13 protein-coding genes and 1 pseudogene are annotated in these 18,135 nt (G+C 64.8%); 8 read left to right on the top strand and 6 right to left on the bottom strand.

The window, feature by feature from the left end; translation table 11 throughout:
- Nucleotides 1-2 precede the first annotated feature (2 nt).
- Nucleotides 3-692 carry a class I SAM-dependent methyltransferase gene (locus AS156_RS01220; protein ID WP_066498871.1) on the bottom strand — a complete coding sequence of 230 codons (690 nt, stop codon included), beginning with the start codon at nt 690-692 and terminating at the stop codon, nt 3-5.
- A gap of 28 nt (nt 693-720) precedes the next feature.
- Entirely contained in the window at nt 721-1,776 is a 1,056-nt protein-coding gene (locus AS156_RS01215; RefSeq protein ID WP_066498869.1) for a glycosyltransferase family 4 protein, read from the bottom strand.
- Nucleotides 1,777-1,912: 136 nt separating this feature from the next.
- Here AS156_RS01215 and AS156_RS01210 point away from each other — a divergent pair, with 136 nt between their 5' ends.
- Nucleotides 1,913-3,292, top strand: coding sequence for a TAXI family TRAP transporter solute-binding subunit (locus AS156_RS01210; RefSeq protein ID WP_066498867.1), 1,380 nt, complete (start codon nt 1,913-1,915; stop codon nt 3,290-3,292).
- 34 nt (nt 3,293-3,326) lie between these two features.
- Here AS156_RS01210 and AS156_RS01205 read toward each other — a convergent pair whose 3' ends face one another.
- On the bottom strand, nt 3,327-4,538 hold the full coding sequence (locus AS156_RS01205; RefSeq protein WP_066498864.1) for an acyltransferase family protein: 1,212 nt from the start codon (nt 4,536-4,538) through the stop codon (nt 3,327-3,329).
- Between the two features lie 249 nt (nt 4,539-4,787).
- Here AS156_RS01205 and AS156_RS01200 point away from each other — a divergent pair, with 249 nt between their 5' ends.
- From AS156_RS01200 to AS156_RS01185, 5 genes and pseudogenes are all read left to right on the top strand, one after another.
- A complete protein-coding gene (locus AS156_RS01200; RefSeq protein ID WP_066498860.1) occupies nt 4,788-5,477 on the top strand; it encodes a L,D-transpeptidase in 690 nt (229 codons plus the stop codon).
- A 197-nt stretch (nt 5,478-5,674) separates the two neighbouring features.
- Nucleotides 5,675-6,902 (top strand): annotated as a pseudogene (locus tag AS156_RS01195) (DUF4403 family protein); the annotation flags it as partial.
- A 1-nt stretch (nt 6,903) separates the two neighbouring features.
- The coding region (locus tag AS156_RS43805; RefSeq protein WP_245312495.1) for a DUF4403 family protein at nt 6,904-7,248 on the top strand (345 nt) is incomplete at its 5' end.
- Nucleotides 7,249-7,432: 184 nt separating this feature from the next.
- Nucleotides 7,433-8,650, top strand: coding sequence for an ABC transporter substrate-binding protein (locus AS156_RS01190; protein WP_066498858.1), 1,218 nt, complete (start codon nt 7,433-7,435; stop codon nt 8,648-8,650).
- Between the two features lie 192 nt (nt 8,651-8,842).
- On the top strand, nt 8,843-9,997 hold the full coding sequence (locus AS156_RS01185; protein WP_201455979.1) for a mandelate racemase/muconate lactonizing enzyme family protein: 1,155 nt from the start codon (nt 8,843-8,845) through the stop codon (nt 9,995-9,997).
- Here the strand turns inward: AS156_RS01185 and AS156_RS01180 are convergent.
- The gene (locus tag AS156_RS01180) at nt 9,994-13,032 is read right to left on the bottom strand and encodes an alpha-mannosidase (RefSeq protein ID WP_160331039.1); all 3,039 of its coding nucleotides are present in this window, start codon (nt 13,030-13,032) and stop codon (nt 9,994-9,996) included. The two genes, AS156_RS01185 and AS156_RS01180, sit on opposite strands and share 4 nt — an antisense overlap.
- 220 nt (nt 13,033-13,252) lie before the next feature.
- Between AS156_RS01180 and AS156_RS01175 the strand changes: the two genes are divergently transcribed.
- Complete coding sequence (locus AS156_RS01175) at nt 13,253-14,650, top strand: glycerophosphodiester phosphodiesterase family protein (RefSeq protein ID WP_245312494.1); 1,398 nt, start codon at nt 13,253-13,255, stop codon at nt 14,648-14,650.
- A 154-nt stretch (nt 14,651-14,804) separates the two neighbouring features.
- Here AS156_RS01175 and AS156_RS01170 read toward each other — a convergent pair whose 3' ends face one another.
- Entirely contained in the window at nt 14,805-16,382 is a 1,578-nt protein-coding gene (locus AS156_RS01170; RefSeq protein WP_066498849.1) for an acid phosphatase, read from the bottom strand.
- A gap of 125 nt (nt 16,383-16,507) precedes the next feature.
- On the opposite strand from AS156_RS01170, the gene AS156_RS01165 reads away from it, so the two are divergent.
- Nucleotides 16,508-17,746, top strand: coding sequence for a cytochrome-c peroxidase (locus tag AS156_RS01165; RefSeq protein ID WP_066498848.1), 1,239 nt, complete (start codon nt 16,508-16,510; stop codon nt 17,744-17,746).
- A gap of 48 nt (nt 17,747-17,794) precedes the next feature.
- On the opposite strand, the gene AS156_RS01160 is transcribed toward AS156_RS01165, so the two are convergent.
- Nucleotides 17,795-18,001, bottom strand: a complete 207-nt coding sequence (locus tag AS156_RS01160; protein WP_066498847.1) for a hypothetical protein — start codon at nt 17,999-18,001, stop codon at nt 17,795-17,797.
- Between the last annotated feature and the right edge of the window lie 134 nt (nt 18,002-18,135).

The raw sequence follows: 18,135 nt of genomic DNA, 5'->3' as shown, positions 1-18,135 counted from the left end.
ACCTAGGCGGCCTTGGCCACGTCCGTCTTGCGGAAACGCACCAGCGAGAAGTGCCCGAGCGGCGGGATCAGGCGGCGCTCGGCGAGCTCGATGCCGCGCGCGCCGGAGAGCCACTTGGTGTAGCGCGACCAGGCGAACTCGGCGGTGCGGAAGCCGAGCGGACGCACCACCGGCTGCAGGGTCTGCTCGATGAAGCGGCGCACGCCGGCATCGGCGCTGACGCGGGTCAGGATGATCAATTCGCCGCCCGGCCGCACGACGCGCACGAACTCGTCGAGCGCTGCTTCCGGATTCGGCACCGCCGACAGCACATACTGCGCCATCACCACGTCGAACGAATTGTCGGGGAATTCGAGCTTCTCGGCGTCCATCACCGCAAGCCCTTCGACGTTCTTCAGGCCTTTCTCGGTGACGCGCTTCTTCGCCTTCTCCAGCATCGCTTCCGAGATGTCGGTGCCGAAGATGCGCACGTTCTGGCTATAGAGCGGCAGCGAGATGCCGGTGCCGACGCCGACTTCGAGCACGCGGCCGCCGATCTTGTTGGTGGCCTGGATCGCGGCCTGCCGGCCCTTGCTGAACACGCCGCCGAACACGAGGTCGTAGACCGGCGCCCAGCGGTCATAAGCCTGCTCGACCGTCTCGCGGTCGAAGTCCAGGGGACGGTTGGCGTCGAGCTTGATGATATCTGCCATTAGAAGGATCTCTCGTTCGATTGAAGTGTTAATTCGGAACGGCCGTCCGGCCGGCGACGCGGCGGGCGGGCCGCGGCGCGCGGCTCGGCTGCAGCGTGGCTAGATTGCCGATGAACTGACGCGCACTGTTTTCCCAGGAACGCTCGAGCGCGAAGTTGCGACAGGTCTCGCGCGACATCGTCAGCGCGCGCAGACAGGCGCTGCGCAGATCATTGTCGATCGCCCCGATCGGATGATTGGCGATGACGTCCTTCGGGCCGGTGACCGGGAACGCCGCGACCGGCGTGCCGCAGGCCAACGCCTCGAGCTGCACCACACCGAACGTGTCGGTGAGGCTCGGAAACACGAAGACATCGGCGGCGGCGAGATGCGAAGTCAAGTCCTGGCCTTTCTTCTCGCCGAGGAAAACCGCGCCCGGATATTTCTGTTCCAGCATCGCCTTCTGCGGGCCGTCGCCGACCACGACCTTGGTGCCCGGCAGGTCGAGCGACAGGAACGCGTCGAGATTCTTCTCCACCGCGACGCGGCCCATGGTCATGAAGATCGGCCGCGGCAGATCGAGCGTTGCCGGCTGGTCGGGATTGAACAGCTTGGTGTCGACGCCACGGGTCCAGAAGCCGAGCTTGCGGAAGCCACGCTCGGTGAGTTCCTGCCGCAGCGAGTCGGTCGCGACCATCGTCATCGACCCTGCGGCGTGGAAGTGGCGCAGCACGGCGTAACCGACGCTGTCGGGAATCCCGGTTCGCACCGACACATATTCCGGGAAACGCGTGGTGTAGGAAGTCGTGAAGGCGAGCTTGTTGCGCCGGCAATAGCCGCGCACCGCCCAGCCTATCGGCCCTTCGGTCGCGATGTGGATCGCCTCGGGCGCTGCCTCCTCGATCCGGCGCGCGATCTCGCGGCGGTTCGGCAGCGCCACGCGCAGGCCGGGATAGGTCGGCACACCGACCGAGCGGAAACCGTCGGGAGTGAGGAAAGTGATCTCGGCACCGAGCCCGGCGGCGCTGCGCGCCAGCGAGGTCAGCGTTCGGACAACGCCGTTGACTTGCGGATGCCAGGCATCAGTCGCTACGAGTATGCGCATCGCAGGAGATCCAGATCGTTAACTTGATTCTGCTCGCACGACGTTCTGACATTGATGTTTCAAACGTATGACGTCATCGAAATGTAAGGTTCTTTTTCCCGTGTAGGCGCCGCTTTTGGTGTAACGTGACAGTAAGATGTCAGAGCAGAGCGAAAACCCCGGCTTGGTGCGCCGCAGGCTCAGGCGAAGAAACTCGTCGCTGCTGATCCTTGCGGCAGGCATCTTGCTGTTCGGCCTCGCCACCGCCGCGCTCTATTACGGCCTGCGTCCCGTGACGCTGCGGATCGCGGTCGGCCCACCCGGCAGCGACGACGTGAAGGTGGTGCAGGCCTTCGCGCAAGCCTTTGCGCAGGACCGCAGCTCGGTGCGGCTGCGGCCGGTGACGAGCCAGAACTCCAGCGACAGCATCGCATTGTTCACGGCGAACAAGGTCGACCTCGCGGTGGCGCGCGTCGATCTCAATCTGCCGTCGAGTGCGGAGTCGGTTGCGATCCTGCGCAAGAATGTCGTGGTGCTGTGGGCTCCCTCCGGCGCGAAGGGCGGGAGACGATCGGCGAAGATCAAGAGCATCGACGACCTCGCGGGCCACAAGATCGGCGTGGTCGGCGGCACGGAGGCCAATGTCACGCTGCTCCGCGTGATCCTGACGGAGTCCGGCGTCAACCTCGACAAGGTCACGATCAGCCAGTTCCCGATCAACCGGATCTCCGATCTCGCGCACGACGCATCGCTCGACGCCTACATGACCGTGGGCCCGCTCGACAGCAAGCTCACGGCCGATGCGATCGCGGCAACCGCGGCCGCGCGCGGCGAGCCGAGGTTCCTGCCGATCGAGGTCTCGGAGGCGATCGCGCAGAAACATCCGCTCTACGAGTCCGAGGAGATCGCCGGCAGCATCTTCTCGTCGTCGCCGGCGCGCCCCGCGGACAAGGTCGAGACCGTCGCGGTCAATCATGTGATCTTCGCGCAGCACACGTTGCACGAAGCCGTCGTCGGCGCGCTGGCGCGCCAGCTGTTCACGCTGCGCTTCCAGGTTGCCCACGACGTGCCGGCCGCAGCCAAGATCGAGAAACCCGACACCGACAAGGATGCCGCGCTGCCGGCGCATCCGGGCGCCGCAGGCTATATCGACGGCACCGAGCGCACCTTCCTGGACAAGTATTCGGACTACATCTGGGGCGCGATCCTGCTGCTCTCGGGCCTAGGCTCGGCCGGCGCCTGGCTGCGCCATTACGTCCGACGCGACGAGCGCGAGCAATACATCACCCATCGCGACAATCTGCTGGCGCTGATCGCGAGGGTGCGCGGCGCCGAGACCGCTGAAGACCTCGCGACGATGCAGGCCACGGCCGACGCGCTGCTGCGCGAGGCGCTCGACTGCTATGACGACGGCGCGATCGAGGAAGGCGACCTTTCGGTGATCGGCCTGACGCTCGAGCAATTCCATCACGCCGTCGCCGACCGCCGCGCCGCGATCGGCGCCGGTGCGCCGGGCGTATCGCGGCTGCGGGCGTAATCTGACCACATCCCGAAACGCGTTTGCGACGTCATCAGGACGCCGCAGATCGCTTGACGGCAACGGCGAGCGGCGCGGCGGCCGGCAAGGCTTCGACCGCGTCCTCCGGCTCGAGCCGCTTCCGCGCCACAAACGAGAACCGGCTGCGCAGCTTCAGGATCGGCTTCTCGATCCAGTGCCAGGAGAACGCCGCGAACAGCGTGATCGGCACCAGCGCGGCGGCGAACTGAACGAGCAGCGGCGCGTGCGGCAGCCACACCTTCACCACCTGCTGCATCGGAAATCCGTAGAGATAGATCCCGTAGGAATAGTCGCCCTTCGAGAACAGCGGCAGGCGCGGCAGCTTCGATACGCCAAGGAACGCGGTGATGTAGACCAGCGCCGGACTGACCAGGGCATTGAGCACCGGCTGGGTCATCCAGTCCGCCGGACCGAGAGCCGCGACCACCGCGCACAGCGCGCAGCAGGCGGCAAGAAGGCGCCCGTCATAGGGAATGCGGTTGCGATAGAGATAGATCGCGATGCCGAGCATGAACGCGACCGGCAGCTTCGCGCCGCGCCCCAGGAAAGGCGCCGTGCTGAAGATCTTGTCGTGCAGCGTGCCGGCGACACCGGCAGGCAGTTGCGCGGCTTGTGCGACGTGCCCGGTGACCTGGAGCGCAAGGCCGATCCCCACCAGCACGACGGCACCCAAAACGATGAGCGCGGGCCTGCGCAGCAATCCGAACACGATGAACACCGTCATCAGGGCGTAGCAGCCATATTCGAACGGCACGGTCCAGAGCGAGCTGTTGACCTCGGGCGCAGGATTGCCGGCGAACACGCCGGGCAGCACGTAGTTGACGAGGCCAAAGATGTTCGTGAAGTATTTGTAGGTGCCGATGCTGGTGAAATAATCCGACAGCGGCAGCGCCGTGAAGATCGGACCAAGGATCAACGCCGACAGCACGATCTCGACTGCAAGCGCGGGAACGATGCGCATTCCGCGGTTGACCAGAAATTCCTTCAGGCTGAGCCGCAGGCCGCTGGCCGCGATGAGAAATCCGCTCAGCGCGAAGAACATCACCAGGATGGCATATTGCGGAAACCAGACGATCCAGGTCTGCTCTGCATCGCCGCTGCCCGCGGCGACATAGGGCGTATGCGCGGCGACGACGGAGATCGCCAGCGCGATGCGCAAAAAATCGAACCCGGGACCAAAGCCTTTTTGCTGATCCAGCATGCTGCCGATCGAGGGGCCCTGCATTATGTCGTCTCCGTCCACAAACAACGGTTCGGGACAGCAAGGGCCGTGCCAAGGAAATTTGTCCTGAGCTGGCACAGCTACGGCAACCCGCCGTTAACCGCTCGACGAAACACGCACGAAACAATTCCCTAACGGCACGAAACCATTTTGGCGATTTCGTGCAAACGTCCTGAAACGCCTGACCTGTACTGGTTTGCGACAACGACGCGCCGAACCGGCGCGCAAGGGCGCAAACAACAGGGGTCGACAATGTTCAATTCCATGAAGCTGAACTCGCGTCTCGCTGCCGCTGCCTTCGGTGCGCTGGCGATCGGTACCGTTGCCTTCTCCACTTCCGCCGCAGCCGCTCCGCTGCCGATCTTCCCGTTCTTCCTGGTGCCGCAGACCGAGGCGGCGCCGCCTCCGGTGCAGTCCGCGCCGCAGGTCCAGGATGAAGATCGTTCCGCCGAGCTGCCGGCCCGGTTGCGCCGCCAGATCGTCGAATATCCGACGCGCGAAGCCGCCGGCACCATCATCATCGATACCCCGCACACCTACCTTTATTATGTGCTCGGTGGCGGCCGCGCGATCCGCTACGGCATCGGCGTCGGCCGCGAAGGCTTCACCTGGTCGGGCACCCAGACCATCACCAAGAAGGCGGAGTGGCCGGACTGGACCCCGCCGCCGGAAATGATCGCCCGCCAGCCCTACCTGCCGCGCCATATGGCCGGCGGCCCCGGCAACCCGCTCGGCGCCCGCGCCATGTATCTCGGCGGCACCGTCTACCGCATCCACGGCACCAACGCGCCCGAGACGATCGGCACCCATGTCTCGTCGGGCTGCCTGCGCCTCACCAATGCTGACGTCGTCGACCTCTATTCGCGGGTCAATGTCGGCACCAAGGTGATCGTGCTGCCGATGACCGACCGCCGCGCCGATCTCGGCTCGGCCACGCGCTGAACCGGACGCATTCGGAAACGAATAACGGCCTCGGCAGCACGCCGGGGCCGTTGTCGCATTCATGACCATTAATATCTTCGGCGATCCGCCGGCGCGCGCCAACTTCCGCCCCCGAAGCAGCTTGATCCGGCCACACTAGCGCCCTCGTCGAGGGGCCTGTACAACCGACGTCAAAGTTCATTTCATCCGGGGGGATGATGCGTCTATCGATGCATCCCAGGACGATAATGCTCGGGATCGCCGTGGTGCTGATCTCGTTCGTAATCAGTCTGAAGGCCATGGACTGGCTCGCGCCAGGCGCCACGGTGCCGCAGCCGCAGCTCGCGCAATTGCCGCCGCTGCCGCCGGCGCCGCGGTCCTCGACGATCGTGGCCAAGGTCTCGGTCGCACTGTCGGCCATCCGCGACGCCGCCGAGCGCGGCGCCCCGAAGACATTCGCCGGCAAGGCAAACAATCCCGTGCAGCAGATCCTGGAGAACGCCGACATCGGCTGGACCGCGTCGCGCGGGCCGATCGCGGTCACCGGCGCGCAGGATGTGCTGACGCTGGCGACGCCGATCAATGGAGCGCTCAAGGTCACCGGATCGCTGTCGGCCAAGACAACCGGTGCGATCGGCAACGCGCTCGGCAGCCTGCTCGGCGCCAACGCCGCCAAGCAGATCGGCGCGGTCAACATCAAGCAGGTTAACGCCAACGCCGACATCAAGGGCAATGTCACTCTCACCTCGCGTCCGAAGCTCGGCGCGTCCTGGCGGCTGGAACCGAACTTGCAGGCGCAGGTCAATCTCGACGACTCCAGCCTGTCGGCCGCGGGCGTCAAGGTCAGCGTGCCGGCCCAGGTCAAGCCGGTGATCGACAAGACCGTCGCCGATCAGATCGCCGCCGTGCAGACGAAGCTGCAGAACGATCCGACTTTCGAGAACAATGCGCGCGCCCAGTGGGCCAAGGCCTGCCGCTCGATCCCGCTGCAGGGCACCGGCGGAACCTCGTCGATGCCGCCGATGTGGCTCGAGCTGCGGCCGACCAAGGTGATCGCGGCCCAGCCGAAGATCGATGCGTCGGCGATGACCATCACGATGGGCGTCGAGGCCGAGACCCGGATCACGGAAGCGCAGACCACTCCGAACTGCCCGTTCCCCGCCAAGCTCTCGATCGTGCCGCCGATGGCGAGCCAGGTCTCGATCGATCTGCCGGTCGATATGTCGTTCACCACCCTGACCCAGCTCATCGAGGACCAGCTCAAGGGCAAGACTTTTCCCGAGGACGGTTCCGGCCCGGTCGACGTCACCGTCAGGCATGCGAGCGTCGCCGCCTCGGGCGACCGCCTGCTGATCTCGCTTCTGGTGCACGCCAAGGAGAAGACGAGTTGGTTCGGCCTCGGCGCCGAGGCGACTGTCTATATCTGGGGCCGGCCCCGGCTCGACCNGACCAGGACGCGCAGACGCTGCGGCTGACGGATGTCGAACTGGCGGTCGAATCCGAGGCTGCATTCGGCCTGCTCGGCGCGGCCGCGCGTGCCGTGATCCCGCATCTGCAACAGGCGCTCGCCGACCGGCTGATCGTCGACCTGAAGCCGTTCGCAACCAATGCGCAGCGGAAGATCGCAGCCGCCATCGCCGACCTGCAGAAGAACGAGGAAGGCATCCGTGTCGACGCCGACATCACCAGTATCCGGCTGGCGGGCATCGACTTCGATTCGAGGACGCTGCGGGTGATCGTGGAAACCCAGGGCACCATCAACGCCGCCGTGAGCGCACTACCGGCGCTGTAGCGACCCTCTTCCCTCTCCCCGCAAGCGGGGCGAGGTAAAGGAGCACTCCACAGGTCCAACCGGCCCGCCCTTCGACGATGGTACGGTTCTCCGTGGCGCCTTTCGTCTTTGCGACAGCTTGCCGCACCGGATAGAAGGTGCCGGTGACACCAGCCCTCAACGGGATATCAGGGAGAGAAACACGATGAAATTGCTCTTGGCCGCAGCGGCGGCCGGCCTAGCGCTCGCTGCCTCCGGCACCGCGGCCAACGCTCAGATCTCCGACGACGTCGTCAAGATCGGCGTGCTCACCGACATGTCGAGCCTCTATGCGGACGCCACCGGCAAGGGCTCGGTCGCCGCAGTGGAGATGGCGGTCGCCGATTACGGCGGCAAGGTGAAGGGCAAGCCGGTCCAGGTGGTCGCAGCCGATCACCAGAACAAGCCCGACGTCGGCGTCAGCATCGCGCGCAACTGGTACGACAACGACAAGGTCGACGCGATCGTCGACGTGCCGACCTCCTCGGTCGCGCTGCCGATCTCGGCGCTAACGCGCGAGAAGAACAAGATCAACATCAATTCCGGCGGCGGCTCGTCTGATATCACAGGCCCTGCCTGCTCACCCAACACGGTGCACTGGACCTACGACACCTACGCGCTGTCGAACGTCGCCGGTAAGGCGATGGTCAAGCGCGGCGACGACACCTGGTTCTTCGTCACCGCCGATTACGCCTTCGGCCAGGCGCTGGAGCGCGATGCCGCCAATGTCGTGAAGGAGAGCGGCGGCAAGGTTCTCGGTGACGTGCGTCATCCGCTGAACTCGTCGGACTTCTCGTCCTTCCTGCTGCAGGCGCAGGCCTCCAAGGCCAAGGTCGTGGCGCTGGCAAATGCCGGCGGCGACACCACCAACGCGCTGAAGCAGGCCTCCGAGTTCGGCCTGACCCAGGGCGGCCAGAAGATGATCGCGCTGCTGATGGAGATCACCGACACCCACTCGCTCGGCATCAAGGCAACGCAGGGCCTGATCGTCACCGACGCCTTCTACTGGGACATGAACGACGAGACCCGCGCCTTCTCGAAGCGCTTCTACGACAAGGTCGGCCATATGCCGACCATGATCCAGGCCGGGCTTTACTCGGCGACCATGCATTACCTGAAGGCGATCGAGGCTATCGGTACCGACGAAGCGCCGAAGGTGATGGAGCAGATGCGCAAGACACCGATCAACGACTTCTTCGCGAAGAACGGCCATATCCGCATCGACGGCCGCATGGTGCACGACATGTACCTGTTCGAGGTCAAGAAGCCGGAAGAATCCAAGGGCGAGTGGGACCTCTACAAGCTGATCGCCACCGTCCCCGGCGACGAGGCGTTCCGCCCGCTCGACAAGGGCGGCTGCCCGCTGGTGAAGGCGGCGAACTGAGGCAGGTCGCTTCTTCCCAAACCTGAGCTCGAAGGACGCGGGTCGGTTGAGCGATCCGCGTCTTCCTTGTTTTTGATATCTCCTTTCGAGATGGTGCCATCTGAACAATGTATTGTTCTGGGGAGCGCACGGACGGATAAGGCCTGCTATCCGCATCAGTCGCTCGATCTGCCCGCCGCCAGGAGAATGTCCATGACCATGAGCGTCGCGCGCATCGAGGCGTTCCTGTTTCGGGCCGAGGTCGGGGAACCGGTCAAGACATCGTTCGGCAGCATTCCACGGCGCAGCGTGCTTCTGCTTCGCGTCGAGGATGCCGACGGCGCGCACGGCTGGGGAGAGATCTGGTGCAACTTCCCACCCTACAGTGCCGACAACAAGATGCGGTTGCTGGAGACAGTTATTTGTCCGGCGGCAATTGCCGGGACGTATCTCGATCCCTCCGATGCCTGGCACACATTGACCGCGCGGACCCATCGCTGGGCCATTCAAGGCGCCGAGCCGGGCCCCTTCGCTGCGTGCATCGGCGGGCTCGACCTCGCGCTGTGGGATCTCGCCGCTCGGCGCGCCGGACAATCGCTACGCGCGTTGTTGGCCGGCACTGCGGCACGAGATGCGGTGCCGGCCTATGCGAGCGGTCTCAATCCCGACACGGCAGCAGAAACGGTGGCGCGTTGCCGCGACGAGGGATTTCGTGCCTTCAAGGTCAAGGTCGGGTTCGGCACCGAAACCGACACACGTGTCGTGTCCAGCATCGCGCGCGATCTGCGGCCCGGCGAGCGCCTGATGGCGGATGCGACCCAGGGCTGGGATCTGGCCGAGGCCCGCCGCGCCGTGCCGCGCCTCGGTGCCTTCGGTCTCGGCTGGATCGAGGAGCCGGTTGCGGCCGATCGCCCTGCTGCCGAATGGGCCGAACTCGCGATGTTGTCTCCGGTGCCTTTGGCGGGCGGCGAGAACGTCATGGGATACGAGGCGTTCGCAACGCTGATCGCGAATGGCCACCTCGGCGTGATTCAGCCGGACATGCTGAAATGGGGCGGCGTCACCGGCGCCGTCGCGGTCGGCCGGCGCGCCGTCCAGATGGGACGGTCCTACTGCCCGCATTGGCTCGGCAGCGGTCTCGGTCTGCTTGCCGCGGCTCAGGTGCTCGCAGCGGTCGGAGGTCCGGGACTGCTCGAGCACGATGTGATGGAAAATCCTCTGCGCGAGGTGCTGGCGCAGCCGTTCCCGCGCGTGCAGCAAGGGCTCTTCCCGCTGCCCGGCGGACCGGGCTTGGGCGTGGAGCCTGATCTCAAGGCCGCCGCGGACTGGCTGGTCACACGCGCCGAGTACCGTGCGTCGCGTGGTTAGCGGCGCACCTGGAAAATCCGCAGGGTTACGACCTGGAACGGACGCAGCGACAGGCGGCAAGTCCGGCCGCCCATCGGCAATGCTTCGATCCGATCTTCCAGAATGTTGCTCATCCACACCGACGACACATCGACGCCGAAATCGATGATCGTGCGGGCCTGCGCGCCCGCGCTTTCATAGAGCCGCACCACCCAGCCGTCGCCGTCCTCGGCCGGCTTGATCGTATCGACGACGACGTTGGAGGGAGACGCCTTCAGCAGCGACTGTCTCAACGGCTGCTGCGGTCGTCCGCTGATCCAAAGCAGCGGACGCGCAAAGCGCAGGGCTCGCCCGACCGTGTCGGCGGCGCGCCAATCGCCTTCATGCGGATAGATCGCGTAACGCATGCGGTGATGTCCGATATCAGCCTTGGGATCGGGAGACTCGGGGCCGCGCAGCAGCGTGAGGGCGAGCTGGTTGCCGAAGGTCGAATAGCCGTGCTTGGAGTCGCTGAACATCGACACGCCGAAATCCGGCTCCGACAGATCCGACCAGCGGTGAGCGGGGACCTCGTACTTGGCGGCGTCGGCATCCGTATTGGCGTGCGTCGGCCGCGCCGTCGCACCGAACATGGTTTCGTAAGTGGCATTCGATGCGCGGACGGCGACGGGAAACATGACCTTCAGAAGCGTCTTGCGCTCCTGCCAGTCGACCGTCGTTTCGAATTCGAGGTGACGCGCGCCGGCATCGAGGCGGATCACCTGCGACAGCCGGCTCGCGCGCCCGAGCGCGCGCTCGAAACGAACCTCGCCGCGCAAGCCCGCATCCGACAGCACCTCGCAACTCACTTCTCCGATCAACTCGCGCGCGGTCTCCAGCGCAAACGGATCGATGTCCCACGCTTCGAACTGGAGCGGCCTGTCGTCCAGCACGAGGAAACGGGCGGCAGGCGACGCAAAGGTTTCGCGGCCGGTCGGCAGATGGACCAGCGATTGAATCAGGCCGGTGCGGTCAATGCAGGCCCTGAGCTGCGCATTCGACAGCACGAAGCCGTCAGGACCGACCGACACCGTCACGCGCTCGTCGAGCGTGGTCGCCTCGCCCGCCGCGAACGGCGCGGCGACGACATAGCGGAGCGAGCCTTCGGGATCGGACGCGACTTCGGCACGAGAGCTGCCCAGGGTGTTGACCGGGGTCCAGGTGCCCTCCTCCCCGTCACTCAGCGCGGCCAGCAAATCCTGCGTGCGACGTTTGGCTTCTTCCTCCACGGCAGCGAGGTCGACTTCCGCGCGCTCGTAGACCTCGCGAATGCTGCTCCCGGGAATGATGTCGTGAAACTGGTTTACCAGCAGCGCGCGCCACAGGCCTTCGATGTCCTCCGCCGACGGCGCGGGCTGCTGCCATGCCCTCGCAAGCGTGGCGACGAATTCGAGCGCCTGAAGGCTCGCCTCGCAGGCGCGATTGAGGCGCTTGACCGCCGACTGCGTGGTGTAGGTGCCGCGATGATATTCGAGGTAGAGTTCGCCCTCGATCGTGGCGAAGTTCCCGGCACTCACGGCCAGGCGGTCGAAGAACTCGTCCACCGTGCGGATCTGGATTCTCGGCAACCCCTGCAGGTCCTTCGTGCGCTGCAGCGTCTCGAGCATCGTTTCATCGGCACCGCCGCCGCCGTCGCCATATCCGAACAGATAGATTGCGTCAGCCGAACGGTCAGCGTCCTTGTAGTTGGCGGCGTGATAGCGCAGCTCCGCGACCTGCGCCGATCCGTTGTACGTGTCCGCGGGCGGGAAATGGGTCAGCACCGTGCTGCCGTCGATGCCGCGCCAGTGGAAACTGTGATGCGGCGGCGACGTGAACTTGTTCCAGGACAGCTTCTGGGTCAGGAAGCGCGACATTCCCGCCTGCCGCATCAGCTGCGGCAACTGACCATCGTAGCCGAACACGTCAGGATTCCAGAACACGGTCGAGCGTTTGCCGAAGGTCTTCTCGAAGTAGCGCTGGCCATACAGGAACTGACGGCACATCGACTCGCCCCACGGCAGGTTGCAGTCCGGCTCGATCCAACTGCCGCCGACGGGAATCCATTGCCCGGCCGCGGCCTTGACGCGGATGCGTGCAAACAAATCGGGATCGTGCTGTTCGATGACGGCATATTGATAGGCCTGCGAGCAGGCGAACTTGAAGTCGGGATAACGGTCCATCAGCGCAACCGCCGTCGAGAAGCTACGCTGCGCCTTGCGCCGGGTTTCGTCCAGCGGCCAGAGCCACGCCGTATCGAGATGGGCGTGGCCGATCGCCGACAATTCGTGGGCGATCGTGCCATTGCGCGCGGCGAGCAGCGTGTCGAGAATCGCGCGCGCCGCGGGCCAGGTGGCGCGATCGTCGGGATCCGCGATGTTGCAGACGCGATTGAGGTCGTGCAGCAATCGACCGGCCCATGTCCGATCCAGTGCCGGCTGCACGATCTCGCCGACACCGCCATACGACCTTGTTGCCTTCGAGGGATCGCGGTCAGCCTCGAGTTGACGCAGCACGTCGTAATCAAAATAGAACGCGAACGCCTCGGGATCGAAGCGGCGCAGCTCGCATCCCGCGAGCGCGTAGCCGAGCGGGTTGCTCCCGAACTCGCCGAACAGGCCGTTGCAGGCCACCTCCACATGGAATGTGAGGCGCTCGCCGCCGCGTGCCGGCTGAAGGAGCGGCGCGGTGTGGCGGCCGGGATTCAATCCCTGCGACGAACGTCCATCCAGCCAAAGCAGGGCTTCCGAGCGGCTATCCCAATAGAGATCCACGCGCGAGCCGGCCCATGCCTCGGGCACATCGGCCACGACTCGCACCCAATAGGTCGCCCAAAGCGGACCGAGCGGCTCGCCGAGTGGGATCGGCCTGTAGTCCAGCTTGAGCCCCTCCGCGAAGCTGATCCGCTCGGTCGGACCGGCAAGCTCGAGCGAAACCACCGGCATGCGATCGGGATGAGTTTTGTCGAGCAGCCTCTGGGCAAAGCTTTCCAGCCGAGCCCGCGTATACTGGGGGTAGCGCCCGCGAAGCCGGGCCACCGCGGGGTTGCTATTATGTTGATCCGTTGCGTCCATCGCCTGCACCAATTCGCTGCGGCAGGACTATAGCGGCAATTCAGGTATCGGAATCGATGGTCTCGAAATGCGTGGTTAATGGATTGAGGACGGGCGCCCGGCCGGTCATCCGACTGTCAGAAAGTTGCGACAAGAGGAGAGCGTCGGCCGGGTTCAGTCCGGCACGGAGGATGGAGGCGTGGCCGTGAAGCACAATCGTTCACGACGGAAAGTCCATATTGGAGCGATGCTGCTCGGTGCGGCGGCCCTGGCGTGCCTCCCGCCATCGATGGCATCGGCGCAAACCGCTTCGGCGCCCGCCGGCGCAAAGCCCTTCCCGACCCTCGATGGCAAGCCACCGATGGTGATCGGGCATCGCGGCGTGCCTGGGCTGATGCCTGAAGAAACCGAGGCATCGTATGAGCTGGCCGCGGACCTTGGCACCGACGCGCTCGAAGAGGACCTGCACCTGACCAAGGACTGCGTCCTGGTGGCGCGGCATAACCCCTGGCTGAGCGACAATACCAATGTCACCGAGGTGGCCAAGACCAATGCGGTGGTTGCGGCCCGCAAGCGCACGACGCCGGGCGTCCCCGTCAAGGTGAAATGGGCCCAATCGGCGGCGAGCGGGCCGACCGAATACCCGACCGACCTCATTGATCCGGACGATCCCAAGTCCGTGCTGAAAGCGCTGATCGTCGATGGCGACGACCATACCAATGATTGGTCGATTACCGATTTCACCATGGCCGAGCTGAAGGAATGGATCGCCGGCACCACCTATGATGCGGCCAATGAACGGCCGAAGCTGTTCAACGGCAAATTCCCGATCATCAGCTTCCAGGACATCCTCGACATCGCCAAAGCCAAGAGCAAGGCGACGGGGCGTCCGATCGCCGTCTATCCGGAAACCAAGAATCCGACCTGGAACAACGCCCAGGCAATCGCCAATGGCTGCGGCGCGCCCGGCAGCCATCCGCTCGAGGACGCGCTGATCAAGATCATCAAGGACAACGGCCTCAACGCGAAGGATGCTCCCATCATCGTCCAGAGCTTCGAGCCCGGCAGCCTGAAATACATGCGCAGCCATGGCCTAGAGACGCGGCAGGTCCAGCTCATCGACGGCAACGGTGTCGACTTCAAGACCGGCAAGGTGCTGCTCAACAACATCGCCAATTCCCGTCCGTACGACTGGACGGTCGCCGGTGACCCGCGCACCTTCGATACGATGCTGACACCTGAGGGCCTTGCGGAGATCAAGACCTATGCCGACGGCATCGGTCCGTGGAAGGCCTATATCGTGCCGTACAAGATCTTGCCCTGGAAGGACAGCAACGCCGACGGCACGCCCTACAAGGGATCGACGCCGGACGCTTCGACGCAGGACGCAACCAGCGTCATTGCCGACGCGCACAAGCTCGGCCTGCTCGTGCACGTCTTCACGTTCCGCAACGAGAAGAAATATCTCGCTGCTGATTATCGCGGCGATCCAGGCATGGAATATCTGAAGTTCTTCCGTCTCGGCGTCGATGGGGTGTTCACCGATTTCACGCACACCGGCGTCGCCGCCCGCGCCGCCTATCTACGTGAACTGGGGTGGTGAGACCGCCGCGAATATTTGGTCGTCATGGCCGGGCTCGCCCCGGCCATGCACGTCTTTCTTGACGCAGAGCCAAGACAGTGATGCCCGGGGCAAGCCCGGTCACGACGAGTTGTGGGACAACTGACTGAACCGCCAACGCTTGGAAACGCCGGCCTCACTTGTCCTTGAGCACGAGCGCGCTGGTCAGATCGCCGAGTGGTTTCTCGTCATGAGCTGCGATCGCAGCATCGCGCACGGTGATGCCGTGCAGGGTCGGCAGCTCGAAGCGGCGCGTGACGAAGCGCAGGATCGAGGTGGTGTCCATCGGCGTGTGGTCGACATAGCCGCGCCGCGCATAGGGCGAGACGATGATCGCCGGGATGCGCGAGCCCGGGCCCCAACGGTCGCCCTTGGGCGGCGCCACGTGATCCCACAGGCCGCCGTTCTCGTCATAGGTGACGACAACAAGCATATGCGGCCATTGCGGGCTCTTCTCGAGATGCGCGATCACATCGGCGATATGGCTGTCGCCCGCCTGGATGTCGGCATAGCCCGAATGCTCGTTGAGATCGCCCTGCGGCTTGTAGAACGACACCTGCGGCAGCTTGCCGTCGTCGATCGCCTTGATGAACTCGGAGCCCGCGAGGCCGCCGTCGCGCAGATGCTCGGCGCGGGCCGCGGCGCCGGGGGCGAAGTTGGCGTAGTAGTTGAGAGGCTGGTGGTGATACTGGAAGTTCGGCACCGGCGACCTGTTGCCGTGGTCGAGCACATCCTGCCACGCGCCGCCGTACCAGGCCCAGGTGATGTGCTTTAGGCTGAGCAGATCCCCGATGGTCGGTTCGATCTGCGGCGGCAGCGTCGTTGGCTTGGTCGGATCCGCATAAGCCTTGTCGCCATCCTTCGCAGGATCGTTGCCGCTCGGCTGATACGGCGGCTGCATGGTGTTCACGGCGTAGAAATCGGGCGTGAGGTTGCCGTCGGCGACATATTTCGGAATGCCGTCCATCGCCGATTTCGGCGAGTTGGGAGCTTCCTTCAACGTCACCCCGTCAGCCTCTACCACGGCGATCGAGGGCTTCGCCGGATTGGTGTCGGCCTTGGGGTAATAGGGCGCGCAGGCGCAAACCAGCCATTGGTGATTGAGGAAGGAGCCGCCGAAAGCGCCCATGAAGAAATTGTCGGCCAGCACATATTTCTGGGCGACCTTCCACATCGCGGTTTTCGATCCGTCCCAGAGGCTCATCACCAGTGCGCCAGAGTCGGCATGGGCGACGAACTTGTCGTTGCGCCCGCCATTGATCTGCATCTGGTTCTGGTAGAAGCGGTGCCAGAGGTCGTGCGTGATGGTGCCGTAGCTGAGCTTGAAGCCCTTCGGGTCGTCCAGATAGAAGGGGCGATTGGGCAGATGCTCGGTCTCGGCCTGGGTCACCGGCGGCGTCACGCCCTTGGCGGTCAGGCCGTCCCAGACCGGCGGCAATTCATGGAACGGCTTGCCGTCGCGATCGCGCTGCAGCCGCGTCGAGGCGGGAGCCTTCGCGACACCATTGGCGCCCGGGAAACTGCCATAGAGATTGTCGAAGCTGCGGTTCTCCGCATAGATCACTACGACCGTGTCGATCAGCGCGAGATCGGCGGCGGTATCCTTGCCCGCATGGGCCTTGGCCCCCGGACCGTTTCCGGCGGCCAGCGCCGGACCGAACGCACCGATCACGAGACTCGATGCACAAATGACAACCGCCGATTTCGTCCGCATTCGAGCCCCCTGCACTGACCTGATTGTCGCTCTCATTCCGTTCGGATGTCGTCATAGCCCGGACGCTCACCGAAGGCACGGTCGCATCGCCGTGACGGTAGTCAGCCATAGGCCCGGTTTGCAACATGCGGATTAAGCATTGGATCTTCGCATCGGCGATCGTCCTGCCGGTCCTGGCCATCGTCCCCGGCCAGGCCGGACCGGGGATGACACGCGCCGAGGCGCGCCGGCAGGCCGAGCAACTCGCCGCGCTCGGTCGGGCGCTTTTTTTCGATCCGTCGCTATCGGGATCCGGCAAGCTTGCCTGTTCGTCCTGCCACGATCCCGCACGCGGCTTCGGTCCGGCCAATGCGCGCGCGGTGCAATTGGGGGGTGGCGACCTGCAACAGGCGGGAGTGCGTGCCGTGCCCTCCCTGAAATACCTGCAGGCGGTGCCGCCCTTCACCGAGCATTTCCACGATTCCGAGGACGAGGCCGACGAAAGCATCGACACTGGTCCGACCGGAGGCCTCACCTGGGATGGGCGGGTCGACCGCGGCGCGGCGCAGGCCGCAATTCCGCTGCTCTCGGATTTCGAGATGGGCAATCGGGACGAGGCCGAGGTGGCGCGCCGGGTGCTCGCCGCGGGCCACGGCAAGGCGATCGCGGCAATTGCCGGACCCAAGGGAGCTGATAGGGCAGCCACTGATCCAGCCACCGTCTACAAGACCGCCCTCAAGGCGCTCGAAGTGTACCAGCAGGACTATCGCACCTTCTATCCCTATTCGAGCAAGTATGACGCGGTGCTGGCCGGCAAGGCCGAACTCACATCAGCGGAAGCCCGCGGGCTCGACCTGTTCAATGCGCCGGACAAGGGCAATTGCGCCTCCTGCCATATCAGCAAGAGGGGCAATGACGGCACTCCGCCGCAGTTCACCGATTACGGGCTGATCGCGCTTGCCGTGCCGCGCAATCCCGACATTCCCGCCAACAACGACCCTGCGTATTTCGACCTCGGCTTGTGCGGGCCGCTGCGCACCGATTTCCTGAAACGCGCGGAGTATTGCGGCCTGTTCCGGACGCCGACGCTGCGCAATGTCGCGCTCCGCCAGACCTTCTTCCACAACGGCGTCATGCATTCGCTGCGCGACGCGGTGCGGTTCTATGTCGAGCGGGAAACCCGGCCCGAACGCTGGTATCCGCGCAAGGCCGACGGCAGCATCGACAGATATGACGACCTGCCAGAGGCGGCGAAAGCCAATGTCTCGATGGACCCGCCGTTCGACCGCAAGGCCGGCGAGGCGCCGGCCCTGACCGCGGCCGAGATCGACGATGTCGTTGCCTTTCTCGGGACGCTGACCGACGGGTATGAGCCGGCGAAGTGACGGCTGACGCGACTCGGGTCGTGGTCCGCCTTCAGGCCGCGGGCAATTTCAGGCAGGTTTGCCGGGCAGGCCGAGATGGCTTGCGACCACCTCCGCTCCCTTGCCGGAGACGGAGACTTCCCCATTGTCCCTGATCTCCACGACGGCGCCGTTGGAGAAACTGAGGGACCAACCATCATCCGTGCCGTTCCGACGCCGATCAGTCAGCTCGATACCGGCAGCGGAAATCACTGCAGTCGCCTTGTCGACATCCATGGTCGTCACCCTCTCGCAAGCGTCGGAACATCTTCATCGATTGGTGTATCGCGAAGTCGAGCCGACTGTAAGCAAAACGGTTGGCGGCAATATGAAGCAAGCGGAGGTTCACGCAACGACAGATCCAATCCGCG

It is taken from the genome of Bradyrhizobium macuxiense (assembly GCF_001542415.1).
GTDB lineage: Bacteria > Pseudomonadota > Alphaproteobacteria > Rhizobiales > Xanthobacteraceae > Bradyrhizobium > Bradyrhizobium macuxiense.
This window is presented reverse-complemented; position numbering and strand designations above follow the sequence as displayed.